General features: G+C 62.7%; 18 protein-coding genes and 2 tRNA genes. 7 read left to right on the forward strand and 13 right to left on the reverse strand.

Translation table 11 applies throughout. The annotated features are described in order from the left end of the window. Nucleotides 1-46: 46 nt before the first annotated feature. The 5 genes from LPW30_RS06115 to LPW30_RS06135 form a co-directional block, all read right to left on the reverse strand. A tRNA-Cys gene (locus LPW30_RS06115) sits at nt 47-120 on the reverse strand. Nucleotides 121-197: 77 nt separating this feature from the next. Continuing rightward, nucleotides 198-273, reverse strand: a tRNA-Gly gene (locus LPW30_RS06120). A 123-nt stretch (nt 274-396) separates the two neighbouring features. Beyond that, a complete protein-coding gene (locus LPW30_RS06125; RefSeq protein WP_239680330.1) occupies nt 397-744 on the reverse strand; it encodes a hypothetical protein in 348 nt (115 codons plus the stop codon). A gap of 66 nt (nt 745-810) precedes the next feature. Continuing rightward, the gene (locus LPW30_RS06130; protein ID WP_239680331.1) at nt 811-1,608 is read right to left on the reverse strand and encodes a type II secretion system protein N; all 798 of its coding nucleotides are present in this window, start codon (nt 1,606-1,608) and stop codon (nt 811-813) included. 41 nt (nt 1,609-1,649) lie between these two features. Continuing rightward, complete coding sequence (locus LPW30_RS06135; protein ID WP_239680332.1) at nt 1,650-2,333, reverse strand: pirin family protein; 684 nt, start codon at nt 2,331-2,333, stop codon at nt 1,650-1,652. Nucleotides 2,334-2,567: 234 nt separating this feature from the next. Between LPW30_RS06135 and LPW30_RS06140 the strand changes: the two genes are divergently transcribed. The 3 genes from LPW30_RS06140 to pufB all read left to right on the forward strand — a co-directional run bounded on the left by LPW30_RS06140 (nt 2,568) and on the right by pufB (nt 4,828). After that, nucleotides 2,568-3,587 (forward strand): esterase/lipase family protein, encoded by a 1,020-nt coding sequence (locus LPW30_RS06140; protein WP_239680333.1) that lies wholly within the window; start codon nt 2,568-2,570, stop codon nt 3,585-3,587. 856 nt (nt 3,588-4,443) lie between these two features. Further along, nucleotides 4,444-4,629 carry a light-harvesting antenna LH1, alpha subunit gene (gene pufA / locus LPW30_RS06145; protein WP_084306670.1) on the forward strand — a complete coding sequence of 62 codons (186 nt, stop codon included), beginning with the start codon at nt 4,444-4,446 and terminating at the stop codon, nt 4,627-4,629. 61 nt (nt 4,630-4,690) lie between these two features. Further along, a complete protein-coding gene (pufB, locus tag LPW30_RS06150; RefSeq protein WP_025282887.1) occupies nt 4,691-4,828 on the forward strand; it encodes a light-harvesting antenna LH1, beta subunit in 138 nt (45 codons plus the stop codon). Nucleotides 4,829-4,973: 145 nt separating this feature from the next. Here pufB and LPW30_RS06155 read toward each other — a convergent pair whose 3' ends face one another. Together LPW30_RS06155 and LPW30_RS06160 are read right to left on the reverse strand one after the other, a co-directional pair. Then, entirely contained in the window at nt 4,974-7,001 is a 2,028-nt protein-coding gene (locus LPW30_RS06155; protein WP_239680334.1) for a CocE/NonD family hydrolase, read from the reverse strand. After that, nucleotides 6,998-8,341 carry an ATP-grasp domain-containing protein gene (locus tag LPW30_RS06160; RefSeq protein WP_239680335.1) on the reverse strand — a complete coding sequence of 448 codons (1,344 nt, stop codon included), beginning with the start codon at nt 8,339-8,341 and terminating at the stop codon, nt 6,998-7,000. Before LPW30_RS06160 ends, LPW30_RS06155 begins: the two co-directional genes overlap by 4 nt. A 227-nt stretch (nt 8,342-8,568) precedes the next feature. On the opposite strand from LPW30_RS06160, the gene LPW30_RS06165 reads away from it, so the two are divergent. Further along, on the forward strand, nt 8,569-9,522 hold the full coding sequence (locus tag LPW30_RS06165) for a histone deacetylase family protein (RefSeq protein ID WP_239680336.1): 954 nt from the start codon (nt 8,569-8,571) through the stop codon (nt 9,520-9,522). A gap of 25 nt (nt 9,523-9,547) precedes the next feature. Here LPW30_RS06165 and LPW30_RS06170 read toward each other — a convergent pair whose 3' ends face one another. Further along, on the reverse strand, nt 9,548-10,354 hold the full coding sequence (locus LPW30_RS06170; RefSeq protein WP_035369075.1) for an inositol monophosphatase family protein: 807 nt from the start codon (nt 10,352-10,354) through the stop codon (nt 9,548-9,550). A 55-nt stretch (nt 10,355-10,409) separates the two neighbouring features. Between LPW30_RS06170 and LPW30_RS06175 the strand changes: the two genes are divergently transcribed. Then, nucleotides 10,410-11,111: a hypothetical protein gene (locus LPW30_RS06175; RefSeq protein ID WP_239680337.1), complete on the forward strand. Its 702-nt coding sequence runs from the start codon at nt 10,410-10,412 to the stop codon at nt 11,109-11,111. Nucleotides 11,112-11,126: 15 nt separating this feature from the next. Here the strand turns inward: LPW30_RS06175 and LPW30_RS06180 are convergent, their stop codons facing one another. Together LPW30_RS06180 and LPW30_RS06185 are read right to left on the reverse strand one after the other, a co-directional pair. Then, nucleotides 11,127-12,059 (reverse strand): AEC family transporter, encoded by a 933-nt coding sequence (locus LPW30_RS06180; RefSeq protein ID WP_239680338.1) that lies wholly within the window; start codon nt 12,057-12,059, stop codon nt 11,127-11,129. 114 nt (nt 12,060-12,173) lie between these two features. Next, nucleotides 12,174-14,174, reverse strand: coding sequence for an acetoacetate--CoA ligase (locus tag LPW30_RS06185; protein ID WP_025282893.1), 2,001 nt, complete (start codon nt 14,172-14,174; stop codon nt 12,174-12,176). A 200-nt stretch (nt 14,175-14,374) separates the two neighbouring features. Here LPW30_RS06185 and LPW30_RS06190 point away from each other — a divergent pair, with 200 nt between their 5' ends. Continuing rightward, complete coding sequence (locus LPW30_RS06190; RefSeq protein ID WP_239680339.1) at nt 14,375-15,652, forward strand: hypothetical protein; 1,278 nt, start codon at nt 14,375-14,377, stop codon at nt 15,650-15,652. 64 nt (nt 15,653-15,716) lie between these two features. After that, complete coding sequence (locus LPW30_RS06195) at nt 15,717-16,571, forward strand: class I SAM-dependent methyltransferase (protein WP_238624486.1); 855 nt, start codon at nt 15,717-15,719, stop codon at nt 16,569-16,571. 10 nt (nt 16,572-16,581) lie between these two features. On the opposite strand, the gene LPW30_RS06200 is transcribed toward LPW30_RS06195, so the two are convergent. The 3 genes from LPW30_RS06200 to LPW30_RS06210 are packed head-to-tail and all read right to left on the reverse strand — an operon-like array spanning nt 16,582 to nt 19,977. Continuing rightward, complete coding sequence (locus LPW30_RS06200) at nt 16,582-17,478, reverse strand: hydroxymethylglutaryl-CoA lyase (protein WP_025282896.1); 897 nt, start codon at nt 17,476-17,478, stop codon at nt 16,582-16,584. 10 nt (nt 17,479-17,488) lie between these two features. Then, nucleotides 17,489-17,968, reverse strand: a complete 480-nt coding sequence (locus LPW30_RS06205) for a MaoC family dehydratase (protein ID WP_025282897.1) — start codon at nt 17,966-17,968, stop codon at nt 17,489-17,491. Further along, entirely contained in the window at nt 17,965-19,977 is a 2,013-nt protein-coding gene (locus LPW30_RS06210) for an acetyl/propionyl/methylcrotonyl-CoA carboxylase subunit alpha (protein ID WP_239680340.1), read from the reverse strand. The genes LPW30_RS06205 and LPW30_RS06210 overlap by 4 nt, the downstream gene beginning before the upstream one ends. Nucleotides 19,978-19,987 lie beyond the last annotated feature (10 nt).

Raw genomic sequence — 19,987 nt, forward strand, 5'->3', positions numbered from 1 at the left:
CAAAAAGCCCGACGACCCCCAGGGATCGTCGGGCTTTTTGTGAATATGGAGGCTGGGGTCGGAATCGAACCGGCGTACACGGCTTTGCAGGCCGCTGCATAACCACTCTGCCACCCAGCCTTTGAACGATCGGGGAAGTACAGCATCCCCGATGGTCAAACAAAAAACCCCGGCAGCGCCGAGGTTCTGGAAAACTTTGGAGCGGGAAACGAGACTCGAACTCGCGACCCCAACCTTGGCAAGGTTGTGCTCTACCAACTGAGCTATTCCCGCGTCGCTGATGGGTGCGTATTCTACAGACCCGCGCGCCACTGTCAACCTTTTTTCATCTTCTTGAATCAAAAGAGTTTGTGGGGGGGACCAAAAACCACGCGTCGACAACTGACAAGGGCGCCGTCATGGAGGCGTAGGCGGGGTTTGCGTCTGATTGATGTTCAGCCCGTAGAGCCGATCCACGGGGAGCGTCAACGCCAGGCCCTGACGGGGGGAGTCCAGATTGAGCTCGTCGCGCAGTTGCAGGGCGGTGCGATTGGCGACCTCCGTATCGGCGATCCAGAACATGAGGGTCATCGCGCTTTGAAAGGTCAGGCCGAAAAAGGTCTTGATGGGGGGCGACCCGATGCCACTGGCGGGTACCATCGTGGCCCCCGAGATACCGGAACGATCGGCGATGTCCAGCGCCTTGTCCGACACATCGTCGGTGACGATGGCGATGAGCAGGGAAGTGGTGGCGGATTGTTCCATGAAGTCTCTCCTTCAGTTGCTCGCCGGCACGCTCCAACCATAGCACGCTGCAGAACCTCTCGAGGCTCACGGTCTTTGCAGGCGGATCTCGTAGTCGTTGCCGCGCCGTTCCCCCACTTCCGAAAGGGCCTGTGCCAGCGCCGGATCGTCAGGGTCTCGGGGAGAGGCCGTGGCATCAAGACGCACGCGGCCCTGGGTCAGGTGGCCGGCGACTTTCCCTTGCAGGGCCAGTGGGCCCCCCTGGTCGGTGAATGTCCCGCTGAACTCATTCCCCTTGGCGGTGAAGTCGCCGCTCAGATCTCCCAACGGGACCGATTGGTCTGCCTGGATGACGGCATTGCGCCAGTGGAACCGGCCACTGGCGGATCGAATCTCCCCCTCGTCGGTCATGTCGAGCCGATGCAGATCCAGTGACAGGGTGCCGCCCAGCCCGGCATCATTCAGGCCTGCACCCTGCAGCATCCGCCCCAGGGTGGCAGCGGGCATGTGGCCACGACCGTCGGCAACGCGCCAACCCGAAACGCCGCGGCTGGCGACTCCCTGGAACCGACCGTCCGCCGTGGTGGCCTCGACATCTGCCACCATTCGCCCTGTGATCGCCTGCATGGGGCGCAGTTCCCATTGAATATCGGTCGGTCCCAGGTCCACACCGGCGACTGGCGGCAGGTTCAATTGCCTGACCTGTCCGCGACCCAAAGACCCCTCCACATCCATCCTGGCCAGGGCGGCCGGCACCGGCAGGTGCCGGTTGGCAGCCTCCTGCAAGGTGGTCATGGGAGTTTGTGCCAGCACCCAGGCCGCTGAGGTCAGCAGCAGGGCCAGCAGGAAAAGGGCGATGAGGAAGAACAGGAAGAGTCGGCGCATCACGCCATTATAGTGCGAGGGAACACAGGCCCAAAGACCTTTCAGGGCAGATCGAACAGCAGCGCCTCGGCATCTTCGCTTTCCAGCACAATGGCCAGTTCATCCTGGATGACAGCGGCGTCGCCCTCGTTCAGTATTTCACCGTTCACCGTCAAGCTGCCCCGAGCCACATGGATGTACTGATTGCGATGGCGGTCGGGCTCATAGGTGATGGGGGCACTCTCCAGCGTGGCGCGAAAGAGCCGAGCGTCCTGGTGGATGGTGAGTGAGTCCTGATCACCGTCGGGCGAGACCAGCAGGCACAGCCCCGGGGAGGTTGGAAAGGCTCGCTGTGCATAACCCGGCGCCACCCGTTTTGTGTGGGGCAGTATCCAGATCTGCAGCAGGTGCAGGGGCTCCTCGCTGGAGGCGTTGACCTCGCTGTGGACGATGCCTCTGCCGGCACTCATCACCTGCACCTCACCGGCACGGAGCACGCAGTGCCCGCCGGTGTTGTCCCGATGCTCAATGGCCCCCTCTAGCATGTAGGTGATGATTTCCATGTCCCGATGGGGATGGGGCGGGAAGCCGGCGCCGGGCGCCACGTGATCGTCGTTGATCACCCTCAGGGCCGAGACCCCCATCTGTTCCGGATCGTAATAGTCCCCGAATGAGAAGCTGTGCCGACTGTCCAGCCAGTCGATGTGGGTGTGTCCTCTTTCTTCCGCCGGACGGATCGTGATCATCGTTTTGGGTCCTTGGCGGGAACGCCCGCCGAAAGCACTGGTGATGTGTGCAACTTTAGATTGATTCCATTGGCTCGAGTTTCAATGTGTCCCGGCTGCCTGTCGTAAGGTCAGCGTCGGCTGGATCCATCCTCGGCCTACCTTTCATCCTTGGGAGTGACCCACCGACGTGAGACATGAAATCTGCGTTGTAGAATGACCAGGCTCATACGTTTCTCATGGCCGGAGGTATTCATGCGCCGATTTGTGCTGATTCTGCTGCTTGGTCCGGGGCTGCTCGCCGTGGCGGCGGTGGCCGGGTGGATCTTCTGGTCGGAACGCCATCCGGAGTTGGAGCGGGATCTGCGGGTCGAGACTCAGGAACGGCTGGAGACCTGGTTTCCCGAGGCCATGTCGCTGCCACCCGAGCAGGTGGGGTTCGTGCCCAGAGGCGGCCCGGAGGGCAAGTCGGGCCCAGAGGTGGTACTGATCCATGGCCTGGACGAACCCGGGGGAATCTGGGACGACCTGGTGCCCGAGCTGTCCCAGCATTGGGTGACCTGGGAGTTTCGTTATCCCAACGATCAGGCCATTGATCACAGCGCCGACCTGCTGGCCGCGCACTGGGAGGAACTGGAGGTGTCGGGTCCGGTGGTCCTGATCGGTCATAGCATGGGCGGCCTGATCATCCGCGATTTCGTCACGCGCTGGCGCCACCCGGAGGACGAGTCTGCTTCGGTGGCCGGGCCCGGGGTCGGGGGTGCCATCATGGTGGGAACACCCAACCAGGGCTCGGAGTGGGCCCGGCTGCGTGCCTGGCTGGAGGTGCGTGAGTGGTTCGCCGACATTCAGGAGGGTCGCTTCTCCCTGTGGGCAGGCCTGCGCGACGGTACCGGCGCCGCCAAGATTGACCTACGCCCGGGCAGTGACTTTTTGCGTGATCTGAATGCGCGCACCTGGCCGGAGGAGATCCCTGTGCACTTGATTGGCGGTCGGATCACCGAGCCTACACCCGCGATGCGCGCCAGCATCGATGCCTTGTCGGAGGATCTGGGAATCGAGGACCTGGATGAACGGGTCGAGGCCTGGTGGTCATCCACCGGTGAGTCGGTGGGTGACGGCGCCGTGCCGGTAAATTCGTTGCACTTTGAAGGGGCTCCTGAGCCGCAAATCCTGCAGGCCTCCCATCGAGGCCTGCTGGTGCGCATGCCCCTGACGGATGAGGTGCCGCCGGCCGTTGAGGCGATTGTCGACCAACTTCGTGCCTGGCGGTAAGCCAGGCCGGGTTCCCGTGTCGCCGATAAAGACCTACCGTAGAACTCAAGTATTATGATGGGGTCACATCTTTGTGGGCCCGCCTTCCAACCGTGGAATCGGGTCTCCACTTGCCAATTCACGTCACGGGAGGTTCCGTCATGCAGGCTGTCAGAGGGTTTTCCTACGGGTTGTTCGCCTTGGCCGGGGTTATTCTGGCCTATTGTGTGTGGGTGTAACCATTCGGGTCCTGGCCGCGTGAGATCTGGCCAAGGCTATCGCTGAAACCTCATTGCACGCGCGGTCATGGATCGCGCGTGCACTGGCTGTTGTCGCCAGACACGGATAGTCGTTCTTCTCCCCCCCCCCCGTTTCCTTTTCGCAGCCCCAGCCTGGGTGTTCGAGCAGATCCTTGCTGCGTTGTGGGGGATTGCTGATCAGTAGTTTTATCCCATCATGTTTTTCGATGTCATAGTGAAAAACCGGGAGGTGGCTCCGGTGGTTATTTACTTTGATCTATCAGATGCTCAGGAAGTATAGGTATTGGTCCTTACCCCTCCCGTTGAAGCACGAAATCAGCAAATGACGGGGGCTGGTTTTATTTTTAAGTGCATGGTTTGCAAGGATTAAATATTTTATTTTCCCGAATGTTGGATAATTTGCGAAAAACTGCTTGACCTGTCTTTCCTTTTGTCTAGACTTAGAAACCATGAAAACAGTGATGTTAATTGTTTGCCTGGACTCAATCCTCGTTCGGGTAATCGGCGGCATCGCACCCTCAAGAGGGGTAAAGGTTTAGATCGCACTACGCGACTAATAAGGGCTTGAGTCATGGCCCAATTTCACTGAAAGCCTTACTTTATAGGGGAAGACAGTAATGAGTGAATACAGACCGAGCAGACCAAGCAACCCCAGAGATGACTGGAAACTGTGGCTGGTAGTCAACCCGGGTACTTGGTTGATCCCCCTCTTGATCACTTTCCTTGCTACGGCGTTGATTGTGCATTCCTTCGTGTTCACTCACGAAGCGTACAACCCGCTGACCTATGAAGTGTCTGAATAAGCATTCGGGCGCTCAATCTTAATTCTGATTGACTGAATTCAATTTTTAGAGGTGAACAGGCATGGAAAACAGTATCTCGGGTCTCACTGAAGAACAGGCGAAAGAGTTTCACGAACAGTTCAAGGTCGTGTTCACCACGTTCGTGGTGCTGGCTGCTGCTGCTCACTTCCTCGTCTTCCTGTGGCGGCCCTGGTTCTGAACCGGGCCAAGCATCAATTTTGCGAACATGAAGGGTTAGAGCCCTCAACCAAGAGCCCTCTTGGTGTGTTCCACGCGGCTTTGCCGCCATAGCCGACACGCCCCCACGTATGCTCGCACGTGGGGGCGTGTCATTTGTTCCAGCGTTAAACCAGGTCGCGGGGGATCGATATATCCCAGTTGCGGGAATACACGCGCATTTCCCCCTCGAAGGCATCGAGTTCGGCGTGTATGTGAAATTCATGGATGGTGGAGGTCAGTACTGTTCGCGTGACGGTGCGAATCTGCCAGTCATCCCGACGAAGGCCTCTTTCCCAGAGTGTTTCACCGCGTGTGGAATTGAAATCGTCGCCCCGGTAGCTATACCACTCCAGCGCCTTGCGCTGCATCTCCAAGCCCAGTGTGCTCAGCAGCACCGTACCCTGATCGTTGACAACCTCCAACGTGGAGCGGTCGATCGCAAGGTCCCGGACGACGCGCCAGTCGTGGGCCTGGGCGGTGATGGGCCGAATCTCCGTGGAGAGCGGGCTCATCTGGGGTTCTCCAAACTTGATGCGGGCATCCTCGTCATGGCAAGGGGTTCGCGCCGGCAGGACGATGCGGCTGGCACCCGCATGGACGCATAGCCGGACCGGCTCCGGAGCTGGCCAGGCCAGGGGCCAGTAAGAGGTGGAGAGTGACACACGAAGGCGATGGCCTGCAGGAAAGTGCTGGGCTACATCATTGAATTTCAGATGTACGTGATAGTTCTTGCCTGGCTCCAGGGGTTCTGGGGTCGCCGAACCGTCGCGATGGGTCAGGTTGAGCAGCCCATAGGTGATGCGCGTAGCCTTATCATCGGGCGCCACGTCGGAGAGTCGGGCCGCCACCATGGCCACTGGGCGGTCCACGCTCAGTTCCAGTTCCAACCATGCCGCTCCCAGAATCTCCAACGGCTCATCCAGGGCAGCGCTGGTGAAGACCATGGCCCCACCATCCTCTTCGCGCTGGTCATGTGGCAGATCGGGGGTGGCCGCGTAGGAGCACCATTTGCCCGCGAACAGGCCAACGCTCAGCGGTGATTGCACCGTCATGGGGCGCCTTGGCACCTTTGACTGCTCCATCTCCAGGGTGCCCGGCCAGGCCAGCGTCCACGCCTTCAGGTGAATCCTGGGCGAAGGCCACCGGGACTCACCGACCCAGCGCCCGGGACGTTCGTCGTAATAAGTGGTGGGCGGTACGCTCTCCTGCATCCAGGCACGCAGCATGGGTTCTTCCATGATGCCGTTTTCCTGCCCCTTGAGCCAGTAGTCCCACCAGCGCAGGCATTCCTGCAGAAACCCGATGGCCGGTCCCGGCACGCCTTGATGGGGGTACTTATGGCTCCAGGGACCCACCAGGCCAAGCCGCGGCACCCTTAGATGGCGTAGCAGACGAAACACCGCGTTTGAATAACCGTCAGCCCAGCCGCTGACGGCCATCACCGGACATCGGATCGCGGTCCAGTCCTCGCAGATGGAGCCATGCCGCCAGTAGGCATCACGCCGCTGGTGTCGCAGCCATTGTTCCAGCCAGAGGCCGCTGCCCTCCAGTCGCTGGAACCACATATCACGCCATGAGCTCCCCACCAACTCCGGATCCGGGGGCAGGGAGTTGTAGGCAAACATGGTGGAGGCCCAGGAGAGGTTGTCACCCAGCAGGCAACCGCCCATATGGTGCACGTCGTCAGCGTACCGGTCATCCGTCGAGCAGGCGCTGATGATTGCCTTGAGGGCTGACGGGCGCATCGCTGCGATCTGCAAGCCATTGAATCCTCCCCACGAGATACCGATCATGCCCACCGCGCCGCTGCACCAGGGCTGTTCGCTGATCCACTGGATGATTTCAACGCCATCGTCCAGCTCCTGCTGAAGGTATTCGTCCTTGAGCACCCCCTCGGAATCGCCGCTGCCGCGCAGATCGACACGCAGGCAGGCGTAGCCGTGTCCAGCCACATAGTGATGCATGCGGTCGTCACGGGCTCGGGTGGAATCGCGCTTGCGGTAGGGGATGTATTCCAGCACTGCTGGCACAGGGTACTCCAGTGCGTTCTCTGGCAGCCAAAGACGCGCAGCCAGCCGGGTGCCATCGGAGAGGGTGATCCACAAGTGTTCCTCGATGCGTACCGGATGAGGGTATTCGGTGACAACGTTCATGACATCCTCCCAGGGTCGCCGCGGGGTGCGGTTTCGATGGGTACGAGCACCAGCGGCAGGCGGGCCAGCACGCATTCATACTTGCGCTGCAGTTCCTCATGATTGGCCGCGCCCACGAACACCACGGCCACCTCATAGGTGTAGCTGTCCTGGAAACGCAGTTCCGAGAGCTGCGTGCCTTGCCCTATGTCGATCTCGATGAGTACACCGGGGATCTCTGCCTCGATGGTCGCGATCTCACTTGGGGTCGGCACGCGCGCCACTCTGGCGTCCTGGTGATGGCGCAGCATGAACTTGGCAGCACAGGCGAATGCCCCCTGTCGATATGGCATGGATGGTTCCTGCCCCAGACCGAGATCGATCATCACCTGGTGGTGATAACAGCCATCCACCATATGGAACAGCGGAGCATGGGACTTCGAAATGCGGCAGTTGATCTCCAGCAACCAAATGCGATTCGTATCCTCCTCCCAGAAGAACTCGATGTTGAATGGTGCGTCGTCATAACCCACCTGCTGGATCACGCGCCGCGCCATGTCCGTCATGCGCACCTGCACAGGCTCGGGGAGTGTTGAGGGGTAGGCGTAGCGGCAGAACGACGAACCTGCCACCCCCTCGCGCAGGGAGTCGATCAGGCCATAGATACGCACATCGCCGCGCCAGGCGTAGCCTTCCAGCGTGCATTGCCGACCGGATGAAATAAGTGTTTCAGCAATGCAGTGGTTGCCGTCTATCGTGGCCACCTCCGCAGGGATGTGGGCATGGGTCATGATCTCGTTGAAGGGGTCACCAAAGCGCCGGATACCCCTGCGGGTTGCGGCGATCGCCCGATTGAAATCGTGAACATCCTCGACCAGAAATCCCAGATGGGACAGTACTGACTTGACCGGTTTCATCCAGAACGGGAAACTCAGCGTTACGCCACGAAGGGGGTCGGGCGCGAATGGATCAACGGCGCAAAAGCTGGGGAGGTATCCGGGAATCACCCGTTTCTGTTCCAGACGGCTCCAGTACTTGTGTTCACACTTGAGCACAGCCTCCAGGGTGGGTCCGGGCAGATGGAAGTCTCTACGCAGCAGGGGTAGTGTCGTGCTGACCGGAAAGTCCCAGTAGCCCACCACCGCATCCACCTGGCCATGAAATGCGTGCAACTTTCGGGGGGCGTCATTCAGTAACTCCCGAACCGGGAATCGCTCACCACACTTCAATTCCGCGCGAGTGAACAACGGATGGAAGGCGTAGCCATTGGCCCTTGGCAGTGCGCACAGCTGCCGTAGATGAAAGTCATCCAGCCCAACCACGAAGATGTTGCGCGGTCCGGCGGTATCGGCAACGCCCATGGCCTGCACCTCAGTGATTTGGACTGGCCAAAAAAAGCTTGTGACTCCGAATATAGACCCTTTGGGCCGGGGTGACTGCCAATCGCATGGCGACGTTACAGGGTTTATTCTGGGGGGCAGGCTGGTTCCGTGGGCTGATTCCGTGATCTCGCAATCCACCCGCGGGAAGTTGAAGATACCCAGAGCCTGATCACCATGACCGAGAACCGTCGCCCGGAGGCAAGGCCATGACGCTTGACTACATATCCCACGAGACCTGCCTGCTGCATCGGGCACCATCGGCGCATCCCGAGTGCCCTGAACGCCTGCAGGCCATCGAGCAGGCCCTGGCCAACTCGCCACTCGAATCCAGGGTCAAGCCTATCCAGGCGCAGCCAGTTGAACGTGAGGCCCTCCTGCGGGTTCACGATGCCGCGTACCTGGATCAGGTGGCGGCTGCGATCCCGGCCCCGGGTGGCTGGAGTATTCTGGACACCGGAGATACCTACCTATGCGAGCACAGCCTGGAAGCGGCGCGGCTGGCCGCAGGCAGCATGGTGATGGCGGTGGATCGGGTCATGAAAGCGCCCGGACGGCGGGCCTTCTGTGCCGTGCGTCCCCCAGGGCATCACGCCGGGCGGGCCTTCGGGATGGGGTTTTGCCTGTTCAACAACGTCGCCGTGGGGGCTGCCCATGCCCTGGCAGCTCACGGCCTGTCGCGCGTTGCCATTGTGGATTTCGATGTGCATCACGGCAATGGCACGGAGGATATCTTTCGGGACGAGCCCCGGGTGCTGTTCTGCTCCAGCTTTCAGCATCCCCACTATCCAGGCAGCGGCGCTGATACGCGCAGCGACCACATCCTGAACCTGCCACTCCACGCGGGCACCGACGGCCAGGCCCTTCGGGCCGCTGTGGAAGCGCATTGGCTGCCGGCTCTTGAAGCCTTCAGGCCCCAACTGCTGCTGATCTCCGCTGGCTTCGATGGTCATGCAGACGACCCCCTCGCCAACTTCCGGCTGCGGGAGGTCGACTATGTGTGGCTGACCCAGATGGTGGTGGACCTGGCCGACCAATATGCCGAAGGTCGCGTGGTATCCACGCTGGAAGGCGGGTACGACCTGCCCGCTCTGGGTCGCAGTGCAGTGGCGCATCTTGCCGTGCTGGCGGGATACGAGCCGGGGGCGGATGTGGGCGGGTAGTAAACCTCCAAGGCAATCGGAGGGCTTATACCTGCAGAGCCTGCCCCCACGCATCCAGCAGCTCCCGGGACATGGCGCATACGGCCGAACGCGGTTCCAGATCCAGCGCGGCGGGTGCCTGGCCCTGAAGCGTGATGTGGTGGCCACCGGCCTCGGTGAGGATGAGTTGTCCGGCGGCGTAATCCCAGAGGTTTTGCTTGCCATGCACGTACACGGCAAACCGACCGGCTGCCACCCAGCACCACTCCAGGGCGACGGAGCCGATGGATCGCTGTGAGGCGTAGGGAGGTTCGGTGGCCAGTTTAATGGCCAGTGGGCGGGGCAGGCGCTTGAAATCCACCGCAGCCACCGCCCGGGACAGCTCGGGGACGTCAGCCGGATGGATGGTGAGAGGCCCCCCATTGAGCCATGCCCCCTCGCCGCGAACGGCCGTGAAGGTCTCACGGCGACAAGGATCATGGACCAGTCCGAATACCACCCGACCTTGATCCATCAGCGCCAGGGCGGTGGCATAGGCGGGCAGGCCCGCACGGAAGTTGCTGGTGCCGTCCAGGGGATCCAGCACCCATAAAGGGCGGCCCGCCTTCAGGGTGTCCTGCTGGGCCTGCGGCGTCATCTCCTCGCCGAGAAACCCGATCCCGGGGTGAAGCTCCGCCAGCCAGTTCTGCAACTGGCGTTGAATGGCAAGGTCTGTATCGGTCACCCACGAACCATCGGTCTTCAGGCGCCCGGATCGGTCGGCCTGCTTCAGTATCTGGTTGACACGCTGGCATACACCCTGGGTGATGGAATGCCAGTCCAACGACTGTATGGTGAGGGAATCATCTGACATTCCCGAATCATAGACGATAATCCACCATCATCCCCCTTTTGGAAGGAGTTCGATCTTGAACATTGCCGCCCCCGCCTGGCTGAGCCGGCTCCGCCCAACGCCCGTCGTCGATGACACCACCCGTGCCTGGATTCGGGACGTGCATGACTGGGCGCTGTCGCAACAGGATGATCTGCGCCCCCTGGACCAGGCGAAATTGGTGATGCCCATCCGTGATCATTTCCCGGCCGAAGTGCAAGACCCCCACGGGGCCGCCGTGGCCACGTTCGAATCCATCCGCCAACATGCCGGGTTTGGCAGTGTGCCGATGCAACTGGTGCCGGCAGGTACCGGTGCGCGTTTCCCGAGTCAACCCAGTGAAGCAGAACCGTTGGTCCTGGAGTACGATCCACGCCTGTGGACCAATCGACAGGCCCTGGTGGCGCAATTGGCCCGGGATCTGGCCGCTTGGTGGGTTTTTACACGCCCCCAACCAGCGCCTGCCCAGCAGGGCAATGAAGCCCATGTGGCGGAACTGGTGGCCGTATGGATGGGGTTTGGCATCTTCATGGCCAACACCGCCTTCATCGCCCGGGTGGGCGGCTGCGGCAAATGCGCTGGCCCGGCGATGGATCGGTCCGCGTCCCTGGGGCGACCGGAGATCGCCTACGCCCTGGCGTGCTTTTGTCGTGACCAGAGCATCGCGCCCCGCGAGGCACGGTATTTTCTCGAGGCCCCCCTCAAGGGGCTGTTCCGCCAGGCGAGGCGGTTGAGTTAGTTGGATGGTGGCGGGTTATCCAAGGCCCTGCGGCATCCACCAGGTCACCATCACCGGGATGAAGGCCAAGGCAAACAGGGTACTGAGCAGGGTGGTGCCGGCGGCCTGCTGGGGATGGGTTTTAAGGATGCTGGCGATGACCACCGTGTTGGCGGCAACGGGGGTGATGGAGAGCAGGAAGAGGGCCTGGTGGACTGCCAGGTCGTAGATTCCCAGCCAGTGTGCATCCATCCACGCAAATGTCAGAGCCAGCACCGGCCAACTGATGAACTTGCCCGCAAAGGCCAGGAGGGTGAAGCGACCACTGCCCACCAGTCCCCGGAAGCTCAGGATGCTCATGCCGATGATCATCATCCCCAGGATGCTGTAGGCCCCGCGCAGGTTGTCGAAAAGGGGCTGCAGGGCATCGGCGATGCCGATGTCGTTCAGATTGAGCATCACGCCCAGCAAGAAGGCGTACAGCGATGGCAGGCGCGCCACCTTGATCATGCAGTCGCGGATACCGAAACGCCCCCGCGCCGCCAGGTAAAAGCCCACCGAAGTCTCGAACAGGGTGGTCCCCAGCATGCAAAGGATGTAAATGCTCAAGCCTTCGGTGCCGAACAGCAGCAGGGCCACGGGGATGCCGAAATAGCCGCTGTTGCCCGTGCCCACCGACAGGGGGATGAGCGAGGCGGTGCTGTCCCTGAGCCAGCGCCGGGCGACGTACAAATGGCTCAGCGCAATCAGGGTGCAGAATCCGAACACCATCACCGGCAGCAGGATCACGCTCGGCGATAGCGGGGCATACATCACCCCGGCAAAGATCACCGACGGGGTGATGATGTAGAGCATGATCCCGGCGATATGCCCCCCACTGGCGTTCAGGTAACGCCCGGCCACCCAGCCCAGGGCAATGGTGATGTACAGGGGGAGGAGTTGGGTAAAGAGAGAGAGGGTGGTGGTCATGGGGGCATGATAAGGCCCGCTGACCCTCCCATGTTCGCCATATGGCTCATGCCTGATGCGAGACCGTTGCATCGGGTTGTGACGAAGGGCGGGCTGAATACCCGCCCTGACTGATCATGGGCGTGCCGGGCGGCTTTTGTCCCGGCCCGCCAATGTCAGGCATCGTGCAATCTCCTGCAGGGATTCCGGGTTGGCCAACGCACCCAGGTTCTCCGCATCCGTTTCGCCCTGAAGCATGCGGGCGACGGCAAGCTCCACCTTCTTGCCGCTGCGCGTATAGGGAATCTGGCCGACGGCATGGATCCTGGCCGGCACGTGGCGCGGGCTGGCGTTGGCGCGGATGCGCGAGCGGATGCGCTTCTCCAGTTCCGGTGTGAGGGTCTGATCCGGCGCCATGACCACGAACAGCACCACCTCCACATCACCATCCTCATGGGGAGCCCCCACCACCAGGCTGTCGGCCACTTCCGCAATGGTTTCCACCTGCCGGTAGATTTCCGCAGTGCCGATGCGTACGCCACCAGGATTGAGTGTGGCATCGGAGCGCCCGTAGATGACGGCGCCGCCGTGCGGTGTGAACTGGATGAAGTCACCATGGGCCCAGATGCCGGGGTAGGTGGCGAAGTAGGATTTGCGGTAACGGGCCCCGTCCGGATCGTTCCAGAATCTCACGGGCATGGCCGGGAAGGGGGTCACGCAGACCAGTTCGCCCCGGTCATGTCCCGCGTCCCGACCATCCGGGGTGTAGGCCCTTGCATCCACACCCAGCATGCGACACTGGATTTCGCCCCGCCGCACCGGCAGCAGGGGGGTGCCACCCACGAAGCAACCGCAGATATCGGTCCCGCCGGAGATGGAACTGAGCATCAGGTCCGCCTTCACGCTGTGGTACACCCAGTCGAAATCCTCCGGCAGCAGGGGAGAGCCGGTGGAAAAGAGGGCGCGCAAGGCCGACAGGTCATGGGTATTGCCGGGTTCCAGACCGGCCTTGCGACAGTTACCCAGATATTTGGCGCTGGTGCCGAAATGGGTGACCCGTTCCCGGGAAATCAGGGACCACAGGCAATCCAGGTCCGGGTGCGCAGGTGACCCGTCGAAAAGGACCAGGCGTGCACCGGTGAGCAATCCGGAGGCGAGCCAGTTCCACATCATCCAGCCGGTGGTGGTGAAATAGAAGAACGTGTCTCCCGCCCCCAGATCGGCATGCAGCAGCAATTCCTTGCTGTGATTGAGCAGCATTCCGCCGGCTCCATGGACGATGCACTTGGGTACGCCCGTGGTGCCGGAGGAATAGAGGATGTAGACGGGGTGATCCGGCGGGAGTTGCTCGAATACCGGCGTGGCCTGGGGATGGGCGTCCAGGGCAGTTTCCCAGTCCACGAATCGAGGATCGTCCGGGTGACCGAGTTCGGGCAGCATGGGCAGGCTCAGCACCCGTTGAAGTCCCGGTATCTGCCGCGCCAGTTCAAGGTTCTGTTCCGCACGATCAAAAACCTTGCCGTTATAGCGATAGCCGTTGGCCAGGAGCAGGACCTTGGGTTCGATCTGCCCGAAGCGGTCGACGATGGCGGAGACGCCGAAATCCGGTGATGCCGAACTCCAGATGGCGCCCAGGCCGGTGGCGGCCAGCATGCCCACCAGGGCCTCGTGGGTGTTGCCCACGACGGCCGCCACACGATCGCCCTGGGTCACACCCTGTTCCCGCAGCCAGGCCTGCAGGGAGGCCACCCGAGCCAGCAGGGTGGCGCCATCCAGTCGCACATCCTCGCGGGATTCACTTACTTCCAGCACGGCCTCTTCATTGGGGTTGCCATCGATGGCGTGGCGCAGCAGGTTTTCGGCGAAATTCAGTCGGGCACCCACAAACCAGCGGGCTCCAGGCATGGTGGTCGATTCGAGCACCGTCTCCGGATCGCGACTGGCACGCACTCCGGTATGGCGCCAGATGCTGTCCCAGAACGCCGCAGGGTGACTCACGGACCAGCGATGCAGCTCGTGATAGTCCTGGAAGGGCCCGTGGCCCTGCTGCACCAGCCAGTCCCGGTAGCGGGCCATGGCGCTTTGGGTGAGTTCCCGGGGGCCCGGTCGCCAAAGAATCTCCGCCTGTGTGCTCATGCTCGCCTCCCCGTTCTGATTGAGATGGGTCCATGCCCGCCGCGCCTTGGGCCGACACGGAGAACTAACGTTTACGTTTAAGGAATATAAAAATTGACGTTAGCGTAAACGTAATCTAGCCTTATCCAGGTCTCGACGCAATGGGCGTGGGGGCTCGTGAAGGGCATAACGACGACAATCACCATCGGGAGGAGACATTCATGGGCATCAAACCCGGATATCTGGCGCTGGCCGGCCTGCTGGCCGTGCCCAGCGCGTGGGCGGTTGAGTATGATTTCAGCGGAGACATCGATGTACGCGCCTTCGGCCGTCTGCCGGCCGCTGGGAGCTACGAGAGCGGTTTCGAGCAGCGCCTGCGTGTGCAGTCAGACATCCGCCTGCAGGATGGCGTGAGCGTTCATGCGGGCGTGAACCTCATCAACGACACATGGCGCGGGGATGGCTCGGGGGATGTGGCCGGCCTACCGCAGAGTCAGCCATTCACCCTGGGCCGTGATCATCGCACGGTGACCCTGGACTATGGTTACGTGCAGATCCCCCTGGGTGACTGGAACCTGCGTGCCGGTCGCCAGATCGCCAACTGGAACTTCGGCATCACCGTGGCGGACGACCGCCGCGACCGGATCATGATTCTGGGGCCGGTGGCCGAGGGTGTGACCTTCCTGGCGGGGGGAGACCAGCGTCAGAAGGGCACCCTGGATGATCGCAAGGATGATGGCTACCTGCTGTTCGCCGGTTTCGTGGGCAATACCAATGATTGGTCATGGGGGGCACTGCTGGGGCATTACGTGGGGGACGACGAAAAGGATGGCGCCGGTGATTATGAAGGCGGTCGGTTCTATGCCCCGCGGGACGGCACGCTCATCTCTCCCTGGGCACAGGGTGAGCTCGGGCAGGTCAAGGTCACCACGGGCGCCCATTACCTGGGAGGCGGTGATGCGGTCTACACCAACGATACCTTCGCCGGTTTCCTGCGGGGTGGCTTCGAACTGTCCGATAGCTTCAATCTGGAAGCCCAGTATTTCTTCAACATCGGCGGTTCGCTCATCGAGCCGGGTTTCGACACCTTCTCCAGCCTGATTCACAGCAGCCCACGACATGATGCCACCGCGACCTACATCGGGGCCCTGGACATGCGTGGACTTGGCAAGGTGTCACGGGAGTTCAGCGGGATGGGTGACCAGGACATCGACCGGCATCTGCTGGCCGTGCGTGGCACGTACAGCCCCCATGCCAGCTGGCAGCTGAAACTGGCCGCTGGCTGGGTACGCTATGACGGCATGGCGCCGAATCTGGGTCAGACGAGTGATGATCCGGATCGGACCGAGGATGTGGTTTTCGGTGACATGCAGTTGCACTACGACGTGACGCCGTCCACCAGTCTGTGGGCCACTTATGGCTATGCCGATACCGCGAACCTGATCGATGGGCGTGACAGCGTGGATGCGGTGAGCCTGAATCTCAGAACCCGTTTCTGAGGCACTGGCCTGGTCCCTATCGGGAAGATGGGGACCAGTTCCCGATGCTTGCGAGGAGTTGTCGATGCCCTCTGATGTGCGTGCCCTGGCACGCCGGTACGCCGAGCCGGATCTGCTCGATCGCCTTCGCCGGGCGCTGACCACGCGCGGGCTCGATCCCGACCGGCTCTCCTGTGACGATATCGCCGCCATCGACCAGTTGCATGTGGGCGGACGCGCCGCGAGTCGTGCCTTGGCGGCGCGGGCCGGGCTTGAGACGGGGATGCGGGTGCTTGATCTGGGCTGCGGCACCGGTGGCACCAGCCGCTTGCTGGCGGCAGAGCATGGCGCGCAGGTGATCGGCGTGGACGTCACCGGTCCGTATCTGGAGGTGGCCCGTTGGCTGAGCAAGGCCACCGGGCTTGAGGATCGCACGGGTTTCCTGTGCGCGGACGCCCAGCACCTGCCGTTTGCCCCGGCCACCTTCGATGGGGTGTGGTCACAGCACACATTGATGAATGTACCGGATCCGGCCGGCGCCCTGAGCGAGGTGTGCCGTGTGCTGGTGCCCGGTGGTCGGTTGTGGCTCCACGAGGTGGTGCAGGGTCCGTCCTCCACCCCCCCCATTTTCCCGGTGCCCTGGGCGGATGATCCGGCCCACAGTCATCTGTTGACCCTGGAGGCCCTCCAGGACCTGATGGGCGCGGCGGGTCTGCGCCCCGTGCATGTGGAGGATGTGAGCGAGGTCGCATTGCAATGGCGGCGCAAGCACACCCGGCGCGAGGCGGGGCGCCAGGACAACGGCCCCGGTGCGTGGGCGCCCCTGTCCCCCGCACTGATCTTTGGTCAGAGATTCCTGGAAATGGGGCGCAACGTGATGCGCAATCTGGAGGCGGAAAGGATTCGGGTGGTCATGGGAACCTGGGTGCGAACAGGCTGACCCGGATCCCTCAGCCGGCCATGGCGCGCGCCACCCGGGACTGCACAGGGCGCCCCAATTGCTGGTGGATCCAGTGCACCGTATCCACCAGGGCACGCAGATCCACGCCTGTCTCGATGCCCATGCCCTGGAGCATGTAGACCACTTCTTCGGTGGCCACGTTGCCGGAGGCCCCACGCGCGTACGGGCAGCCCCCCAGGCCGCCCACGGAACTGTCCACCGTGGCAATGCCCAGTTCCAGCACGGCGAACAGATTGGCCAGGGCCTGCCCATAGGTATCGTGAAAATGGGCGGCCAGATTCGCCAGCGGCACCTGTTCCGCCACGGCTTCCACCATGCGCCGTGCCTTCAGGGGGGTGCCGGTGCCCACGGTGTCGCCGAGTGAGATCTGGTGGCACCCCATGTCATGCAGGCGCCTGGCCACCCGGGCCACCGCCTCGGGAGCGATGTCGCCCTCGTAGGGGCAGCCCAGGGTGCAGGACAGATAGCCTCTCACCGGGATCTCCCGCTCCCGGGCCTGGACCAGGATCGGCTCGAAACGTTCCAGGCTCTCGGCGATGCTGCAATTGATGTTATTGCGCGAGAAGGACTCCGAGGCCGCCGCGAAGACCGCCACCTCCCGGGCACCGGCGGCCACGGCATTCTCGAAACCCTTGAGATTGGGGGTGAGCACGGGAAAGCGGATGCCCGGCCGGCTGGGTAGCCCGGCCATGACCTGGGTGTGGTCCGCCATCTGCGGCACCCAGCGTGGCGAGACGAATGCGGTCGCCTCCACCTGACGCAGGCCGGCCTCCACCAGGCGGCGGATGAGCTCCAGCTTCACATCCGTGTCAATGCTGCCGGGCTCGTTCTGCAGTCCGTCCCGGGGGCCCACCTCGACGATGTTGACGGCATGGGGCAGGGGCATGATGCTCTCCTTATTCGGCGGCACTGGCCAAGGATGGAGCGACGCGCTCACGCGCTTTCACCAGGATGCTGGGTTGCAGTTCGAGCACGGGCTCACCGGCCTGATTGATTGCGGTCCACAGGACCTTGATCACCCCCCAGCCTGGACGCGACTCGGAGGCCTTGACCTCGCGGATTTCCATGTGCAGAGTAATCCGGTCGCCGGGGCGCACGGCCTTGATGAAGCGGATCCCCTCCACCGCGATGCCGATCTGGCCTTCGGCCATGCGCAGGTCCGAGCGGATGGCCATGGCCGTCATCACCGAGATGGTGTGCCAGCCGCTGGCCACCAGCCCACGAAAAAAGGTGTTGCGGGCCGCCACCGGATCCACATGATGGGGCTGAGGGTCGTACTCCTCGCCAAAGCGGATGATGTCCGCCTCGGTCATCTCATGTGGGCCGGTGCTGAAGCGCATGCCCGGTTGCAGGTCTTCCAGGTAGTAGGTGCTCATGCTGCGTCCCCGGGACGAATGGCCAGAAGCGGGGACCCTTCGCTCACCTGATCGCCCTCGTTGAAGTAGACCGTTTCCACAACGCCGTCATTGAAGGCGCTCACCACGTATTCCATCTTCATGGCCTCCAGTACCATGAGGGCATCCCCTTCGGAGACGTGATCGCCCACCTTCACATTCACGGCCACCACCATGCCCGGCATGGGGGCCACCAGGCTGCCTTCCTTGACCTCGTCATCCATGCCGGCGGCCAATGGGTCATGCAGCATCAGCTCGCGGGTTTCGGCACTCATGGCCACCGTGAGCCGTTGTCCGTCCCGCAATACCCAGGCATCCAGATGCACGCCGTCCAGCTGCATGCGCAGCCGCCCGTCGGCATGCAGGTGTCCGCGGGCCCGGTGACGATGACCGGCCCATTCGATCACAAAGCCGTCATCCCGATAGTGGGCAATCACCTTGAGATCAAGATCCTGGGCGGTATCCAGGAAGTGCAGGGTGCGATGGCTGTCGCCGTTGAGTTGCCAGCCGGAGGTGCCATGCCAGGGGGAATAAGGATCCGCCGATGTGCGCGCCCGCTCCAGGTTCTCGCGATCCACCCGCAGCAGCTCATGCAGCGTGGCCGCGGCCAGCAGGGCCGGGCTGATCTCCCGGGGGGCCGGTAGCAGTGCGCCCCGGTGCGTCTCGATGAAACCGGTGTCGATGCGCGCCGCCCGAAAATCCGGGTGAGCCGCCAGGCGGGCGAGGAAATTCACGTTGGTGGTGGTGCCCACCACGATGAACTCACTCAGGGCGGTCTGCAGACGGTTGAGGGCGGTTTCACGGTCCTGATCCCAGACCACCAGCTTGGCAATCATGGGATCGTAGTGCACGGAGATTTCATCCCCCTCCTGAACCCCCGTGTCGATGCGCACGTGGGGTGATTCCTCGGGCGTGCGCAGGTGGCGGATTGCGCCAGTGGCGGGCAGGAACTCCCGGTCGGCATCCTCGGCATAGATGCGTGCCTCGAAGGCGTGACCGTTGAAGCTCAGACGCGACTGTTCGCAGGGCAGGGACTGGCCGGCGGCCACCTGCAGTTGCCAGGCCACCAGATCCTGACCCGTGATCATTTCCGTGACCGGGTGTTCCACCTGCAGCCGGGTGTTCATTTCCATGAAATAGAAGTCGCCCCGGCCATCCATGATGAATTCCACGGTGCCTGCGCCCACATAGCCGATGGCACGGGCAGCGGCCACTGCGGTTTCCCCGAAATGCCGGCGACGCACCTCGTCCAGGCCCGGCGCCGGGGCCTCCTCAATCACCTTCTGATGGCGCCGTTGCACCGAGCAATCCCGTTCGAACAGGTGCACGACCTGACCGTGACTGTCCGCGAAGACCTGGACTTCCACATGGCGGGGCTGCAGCAGGTATTTCTCGATGAGCACGCGGGCGTCGCCAAAGGCCGCCGCCGCCTCCCGCTGCGCCCCCTTGAGGGCCTCGGCCAGATCCTCGGGGCGGTCCACACGGCGCATGCCCTTGCCGCCACCGCCAGCGGAGGCCTTGATGAGCACCGGATAACCGATCTCTTCCGCCACGGCGGCCAGGTGCTGGAGCGACTGATCCTCGCCATGGTAACCGGGTACCAGGGGAACGCCGGCCTCCGCCATGATGGCCTTGGCGGCGCTCTTGGAACCCATGGCCTCGATGGCCTCCGGGGGCGGGCCGATGAACACGATGCCGGCATCCCGGCAGGCTCGGGCGAATTCGGCGTTTTCCGAGAGGAAGCCGTAGCCCGGGTGAATGGCCTGGGCGCCGCTCTCCCGGGCCACCTCGATGATCCGCGCCTGGTTCAGGTAGCTTTCCCGTGCTGCGGCGGGGCCGATGGGCCAGGCTTCATCACAGGCCTTCACGTGCATGGCCTGACTGTCCGGCTCGGAGTACACCGCAACGGTGCGGATTCCCAGTCGCCGGCAGGTCCGCTCGACCCGGCAGGCGATTTCCCCCCGGTTGGCGATCAGTATCTTGTCGAACATGCTCCAGTCC

Origin of the sequence: Ectothiorhodospira variabilis (assembly GCF_022227625.1) — a bacterium.
Classification (GTDB): domain Bacteria; phylum Pseudomonadota; class Gammaproteobacteria; order Ectothiorhodospirales; family Ectothiorhodospiraceae; genus Ectothiorhodospira; species Ectothiorhodospira haloalkaliphila.